The sequence below is a fragment of the Eubacterium ramulus genome (assembly GCF_003122485.1).
Lineage (GTDB): Bacteria > Bacillota > Clostridia > Lachnospirales > Lachnospiraceae > Eubacterium_I > Eubacterium_I ramulus_A.
The window spans coordinates 26,602-33,591 of record NZ_JRFU01000029.1 but is presented as its reverse complement, the minus strand read 5'-3'; the positions used below and the strand labels follow the sequence as shown (position 1 = coordinate 33,591).

Genomic DNA, 6,990 nt, shown 5'->3' with positions numbered 1-6,990 from the left:
GAAGGAGCTTGCACTCCTCCTGATACAAGCAAGTCCCCACCCACTGATTATTGCTTTTCGCAATTGAAGCAGGGGACTTACTTGATTCGGTTAAAAAGCTGGCATGTATTAAAATATGCATATTATTAATAAAATGTATATTTATGCATTTCTATGTATAATTTAAGCCACCCAGGTTTTTGAGTTATAATAAGTATTTCTTATTATTAAAAATCCGGATGGCTTTTTCTTTTTTAACTACATATTTGTATGTTCATATTTTTCAACATTGTTTTTGATCTGGTCAATGATCTGATGCACTTCCTGATCTTCATTTTTAAATTTACTGCTGAACATGAACACTTTTCGTGGACTGTTTTTCTTACATAACCAATAATCTCTGCCAGCCAAAACAGATCTTTCCGTTGTCACTTCAACAAAATATCCCTGTTGATAATGATATCTTGCAATTACTTCAATACCCTTTTCCATAAAATTCACCCTCTGTTGATAATTATTTTTTTATGAATTGGTTGTGTGAGTTATCAACAACAACATGCTCAAGTATAACAGAAAAAAAGTTTAAGTTAAGTATTGAAGTTTTTTTTCTTGTTGTTCTCATTGATATAGAAATAAAAGATTGGTTTTGATGTAAGTGAAAAAATTTTTTGTTTATCAACGACACCGTTGTTGATAATATTCTATTCTTTTTATTTATTTGTAAACAACATACTTATATTCTTTATATTATATCCACAAAAAATGTCGAAAAACGTTGATTTTACGGGATTCTTGAAAATAAAGTACGGACATTTACAGGCTAAATGACGGTGGCTGGTTGGAAAAGATGCGAATATACGTAGGTGAAGAAGCGGACAAATGTGGGATGCCCGGAAAATCGAAGAAAAAGCGGGCTATTGGCGAAGAAAAAGGCATAAATGGGCAAAGAAAAAGGCAGATATTGGTCCCAGATTTGTCCGTTAAAAGAAAAATTGAGCCTTATTTTTGGCCATTTTTGCTATTTTACGGACATTTATGGGCAATAATTTGTGAACTAACGGCAATTTTGAGGAGAATTGAATTGTTTTACAATTGTTTTTTGGAAAGAAACGGACAGATATGGGATCAAAAAACTGGAACTAACGGACAGATTTAGGATGCTTTTTGGTTAATTAACGGACAAATGTAGGACTTTTCGGGAGATTTTTGTGGAAGAAACGGACAAATTTGGGATCAATGAGTGGAACTAACGGCATTTTTGAGGCAAACAAATGTTTTGACGGACATTTATAGGATGTTTAGTTTTAAGAGATATCTACATATTGTGCCGTAAGTTCGGAAATAATACTTTTTTAACGGACAAATTTAGGATAGTAGTTTGGGAACTAACAGACAAATGTGGGATACCCCTTGAAGAAACGGACATTTATAGGATGTAAAAAAATAAGAATAAGACATTTGTGGGTTCGAACGGATGTTTTTAACGGACATTTGTAGGACCACATCGAAAGAAACGGACAAATATGGGATGCCAAAATACAAGATATGGACATTTCTGGGTGAAAAAATGGATATTTAGTGGACAAATGTAGGATGCTAAAAATTTTTTAGCGGACATTTATGGGATATTGTTGTGAAATAACGGACGTTTATGGGATGGATTTGAATCTTTTAACGGACATTTTTGGGTGTTGATAACTTTTTCAAAAAAGTCTGACAGTTTTTTCATTGACAAATTGAGGATTTAAAGGCATAATTAAGGAAGTAAATTAGAACGGAAAATAGTTAGTTTATCTGGTGCAGTTTTGCATCAGATCGTTTTGAGGGATACAAAAGAGAGAATATAAAAAGGAATTTTATCACTAATGGCAAAGAATGAGATAGCGAAATCGGATAAAACGATGTTCCCGGACATGTTAAAGAAAAGTAATTTTCTGATTTCCTCCGTATACAGAGCATCGCTTTTAGAGAACAAAGTGCTGGCACTGGCATTGACAAAAGTGCGTTTGAGTGATCAGGGGCGTCCGGTGGCGACACTCCGTACGAAAGAAATTAAAGAAGTTTTACATGTAACCGGAAATGCAATGGGTACATATCTGAAAGACGTTGCTACTTCTCTGGCAGGTCGAACCATGTTTATCGAATCTGCAGATGGAAGTTTTAAATGTATGAGTCTGGTCGGTGTGGTAAGTTATGAATCCGGTTCCGGTACGATGGAAATTAAGTTTGAGCCTGAGATCAAAGATTATATTTATGATCTGAAGGCTAATTTTACTATGTTAAATATTCCTATGATGTTGTCATTTCGTTCCGGATGGTCATACCGTCTGTACGAACTGCTTTCTTCGCGCGCCTATCATACGAAATATGATAAGGAAACAGGCAATGTTTTCCATATAAAATATGGTGTTTCGGAGATCAAGCTGCATCTTGGAACCGTTCAGATCAAAGACGATAAAGGCAAGATCAACCGTGATATTCAGCGTGAATTGGAGAAAAAAGAGATCGATTATGACTATATTGTCAACGAATTAGTGCATGAAAAGCTGAAATCCTTTGATAAATGGTGTGATTTCAAGCGTCGTGTTCTGGATGTTGCGGTCAATGAGATCAATGAGAAGTCTGATATTTCTGTAAAATATGATCTGATGCGAAGCGGTCGTGGCGGAAAAATCTATGGAATTGATTTTGAAGTAACGAAGAAAGATATGACGGTGGAACCGACACTGGAAGAAGAAGTTCCGACACCAGCAGATGCAGAACTGGATGATCTGATTGATAAAGTCATGGATATTATTGATGAAAAGATCAAGATTTCTCAGGCGAAAGCATTATTAAAAGTAGCAAATTATGATATTAATAAGATTGAATATGCGTATGAACTGGCATGTAAGCAGGAAAATATCAAAAATCTGATCGGCTGGCTGACTGCTGCGATTCAGAATGGATATGAAGATGCGCCGATTCATAAAGTAAAGGGATATTCTCAGGAACAGACAGAAGAATTCGATGAATATATGGAACAGATGCGTCTGGAACATTATGCAAAGGTAGATTCTACGAAATAATTTTATGGATTTTGTAAAAAATAATGGTGTAAATAAAGTCAATAATAAGAAAATGTGATGTATAGAAATGTACATCACATTTTTTTGTACAAAAATTGGGTCCCATAAATGTCCGTAAGTTCGCTCATAGATGGCGTGAGTAAAAAATATAGCCTATAAATGTCCGCAAGTTTGCCTATATATGTCGTACATAAAAAATAGATCCCATAAATGTCTGTTAGTTTACCCATAGATGGCGGGGATAAATATAGCCTATAAATGTCCGTTAGTTTGCCTATAGACGGCGTGCATGAAAAACATAGCCTATAAATGTCCGCTAGTTTGCCTATATATGTCGTGCATAAAGAATATAACCTATAAATGTCCGTTAGTTTACCCATGGGTGGCGTTTATAAAATATAGCCTATAAATGTCCGCTAGTTCGCCTATAGAGTGCGTGTATAAAGAAATAGCCCATAAATGTCCGTTAGTTTACCTATAGGTGGCGTGTATAAGGATATAGCCCATAAATGTCTGCTAGTTTTCCTATAAATGTCTTGCATAAATATACATCCCATAAATGTCCGTTAAAAAAGACAGAAGAATGAAATCTTCTGCCTTTTTATGAGCTTAATCCTGTAGCAATGCAAGTAATTCTTCTCTGGAAAATGCTGGATTTTTAGTTGTCTCTCCACCAAGAATCTGATCTGCCAGCTGTGCTTTCTTTTCCTGCAGTCTCAGAATTTTTTCTTCAATGGTATTCTGTGCGATCAGGCGGTACACAAGAACTTTATTTTTCTGACCAATACGATGTGCACGGTCGGTTGCCTGGTTCTGTACCGCGGTGTTCCACCATGGATCGTAATGGATCACGATATCTGCTGCTGTCAGGTTTAGTCCGGTTCCGCCGGCTTTCAGGGAGATTAGAAATACCGGTGTTTCATCCTGATTGAAGGCGGTTACAAGCTGCATACGCTCCTGTTTTGGCGTGGAGCCTTTCAGTACATAGTATGGAATATTTTCCTGTTTTAAACGCTCTGCAATGCCATCCAGCATGGTAGTGAACTGGGAAAATATCAGTATTTTATGTCCGCCGGAGATTGCATTCTGAACAAGTTCCAGACACAGATCCAGTTTGGCAGAACCTGCCTGATAATTTTCATATAATAGTGCCGGATCACAGCAAAGCTGCCGCAGTTTGGTCAGTTCCGCAAGAATTTCAATTTTGGACTGATTAAATTCTTCCTGAGACTGTTTGGATAACAATACCTCCAAACGCTGGACATGTGCCCGGTAAAGGTCTTCCTGCTCTCCTGTTAACGGCGTAAACATGTTTTTCTCCAGTTTTTCAGGAAGATCTTTTAATACATCCTTTTTCAGACGGCGCAGTACAAACGGTGCAATCAGTTTCTGCAAACGTTCCAGTGCAGCGGGATTGCCGATTTGAACGATCGGGATTTCAAAGGTGACATGGAACCGCTTGTAGGAATAAAGGTATCCGGGCATCAGGTAGTCAAAAATACTCCATAATTCGCCCAGATGATTTTCTACCGGTGTACCGGTCAGGGCAATGCGAAAATCGGAAGCAATCTGTTTGACCGCTTTTGCTGCTTTCGTGGTGGCATTTTTGATAAACTGTGCTTCATCAATGATCTGGTAGGCGAAGGTCAGCTGCTGATACAGTTCAATATCCCGGCGGAGCAGATCATAGGATGTGATGAAAATGGCACCTTTCTGGTGGTGTTCAAGCACGGATTTTCGTTCTTCTACGTTTCCGGCTACGGTATAAACGGTCAGTTCCGGTGCAAAATGGTGGATTTCCCGTTCCCAGTTGTATACAAGGGATGCAGGGCAGACAATCAGTGTATTTTTGTGTGTTTCCTGCCGTTCAATGTAATGGGCGTAGAGAAATACAATCACCTGAAGGGTTTTTCCAAGTCCCATATCATCAGCAAGAATTCCACCAAAACCGTTCTGGCAAAGGGTTTCCAGCCAGAGATAACCGGTTTTCTGGTATTCGCGCAATACTTTCTGGAATTTTTCCGGAACTTCAAAATCACTGTCTTCCACTGTTTTCATATTTCGGATCAGTTTGCGGAAGCTTTTTCCTTTTTGTACGGACAGAAAACTTCCCTGCCGTAGCTGTTCGTCCAGATAAGGGGCACGGAATTTTGGCAGGGTGATATCACCGGAAGCCAGTTCCTCATAAGTGAGCATCAGTCCTTCCTGTAACTGAGCCAGAGTATCCAGATCTGTGTCCTCTACAGGGAAAAATTCACCGGATTTTAAGCGGTAAAACTTCTTTTTGCGGTCGTATTTGGACAAAATGTATGCCAGTTCGTCCAGATCAATGCTGTCTGATTCAATCTGAAAATTCAGAAGATCTTCTTTCATCGTAATACCGATGGATATTTTCGGCGGCTGAATTACCCGGATTTTTTTCAAACGATCAGAGATAAAGACTTCAGCAACTTCTTCAAAGGCTCCCAGTCCTTTGGTCAGAAGTTCGAACATGCAGTTTTCATCACTGGAAGCTACTGGATTGCCGGTTCGATCATCGATGGCATTACAATAACTGGAGATGAGTGCAGCAACTTTTGCTTCTTCCCGTATATTTCGATTCCTGTCTTTTTGACGATTACTGCCGTCAAAAACATGGTAAACCTGGTCATTTCCGTAGTCTGCCACCAGATCGCAGGTGATCAGATTCTGTTGTGGAAGATCCAGATATACACGGAAAGCAGCTTCATCTGGAAGGTATTTTTCCGGAACATAGCCAATTTTCTGAATTTGATACACGGATTCCAGTTCTGGAAGAAAATCACGGGTAAATACCGGTAGATCGTCATTAGCGATAAAACAGTTTCCGTCCCAGCGAATAGTCATATTTTTCTCAAATGTATTTAGTGCGGTTGAATTTCGACGGCTGATCCGGTAGATTTTCTGATCGGAAAATACATATTGCCAGTCGTGACTGTAAATGACCGGTGGTTGTTCCAACGTCAGTTCAATTCCATCTTCTACGGATGAAATCTGCAGAGATTTCCGATAGGGTTCGTCTACCGGATACCACAGTTTGGAGGATTTTGTATAAGGTGCCAGATAGATTCCTGTGGTGCGCACAACGTCCATAAAGGAATCCAGCGTCTCATGCCGCAGAAAATATTCTCTGGAACTTGTGAAGTTATACCATGCGTCACTGTCTTCAAACTGGCGCATAAAATACTCCATGAGCGGTCGGCTTTCCGCGTCAAAAGCTTCCAGCTGATGGGTAAATCCGAATTGTTTTCCATAAGCAAACCACTGTCCGGTCTGTACGCGGTTTACCAAAGCGGCAATATCTTTGACTACATACATTTTGTTTTCGCCGATTCTCAGGGAAACACATGGATATCTTGTGTCTGTATGTAAAATTGCTTCCAGATGAATTTTGCCTGCGATGGAACCGGAGGTAAGAAGCCAGTTTTCCTGCTCTCCCATCCGACGTAAAAGCTGTGCCATTCCATAATCTGTAGAACGGGCACTGGTATTGTCCTCAGGGAGTTCAACCAGGGGAACAAATTGATTGGTTTGCTTTGGGTTATCTGGTGTAAAATCATTGTATTCAAGGGCAAGCAATGTTTTTTTCGGCTTACGGATATAGTGAAGCAATGTGGCAACACAGTGTTTGCACAGGTCATTTTTGTTCCGAAAAGAATCACAGGGACAATAATAGTCAAAATGATCTTCCTCCATATTGTCATCATAGTACATGGTCACTTCCACAGAGTAGGAACGCTCATTTTTGTCCCGAACTTCTGCGACAATATCCAGCTGAAGATCACCATATTCGGATGTGGATTTATAAGTTTCAAAGGAATATACGCCGCCGGTCAGCTCAATCAGTCGTCCCTGATAAAAAAGCTGAGGATCCAGCATCGTTTGTAAATCACGTTCTGTCCACATAGATTCAGAGCTCCTTCTT

4 protein-coding genes are annotated in these 6,990 nt (G+C 39.3%); 2 read left to right on the top strand and 2 right to left on the bottom strand.

Features of this window, described 5'->3' with window-relative positions:
* Positions 1-237 precede the first annotated feature (237 nt).
* Positions 238-471: a hypothetical protein gene (locus tag LG34_RS03210; RefSeq protein WP_109214837.1), complete on the bottom strand. Its 234-nt coding sequence runs from the start codon at positions 469-471 to the stop codon at positions 238-240.
* 346 nt (positions 472-817) lie between these two features.
* Here LG34_RS03210 and LG34_RS03205 point away from each other — a divergent pair, with 346 nt between their 5' ends.
* Positions 818-1,135 carry a hypothetical protein gene (locus tag LG34_RS03205; protein ID WP_146190180.1) on the top strand — a complete coding sequence of 106 codons (318 nt, stop codon included), beginning with the start codon at positions 818-820 and terminating at the stop codon, positions 1,133-1,135.
* A gap of 709 nt (positions 1,136-1,844) precedes the next feature.
* Positions 1,845-3,047, top strand: a complete 1,203-nt coding sequence (locus tag LG34_RS03200) for a replication initiation protein (RefSeq protein ID WP_109214835.1) — start codon at positions 1,845-1,847, stop codon at positions 3,045-3,047.
* Positions 3,048-3,656: 609 nt separating this feature from the next.
* Here LG34_RS03200 and LG34_RS03195 read toward each other — a convergent pair.
* Positions 3,657-6,971: a DEAD/DEAH box helicase gene (locus LG34_RS03195; RefSeq protein WP_109214834.1), complete on the bottom strand. Its 3,315-nt coding sequence runs from the start codon at positions 6,969-6,971 to the stop codon at positions 3,657-3,659.
* Positions 6,972-6,990: the final 19 nt, after the last annotated feature.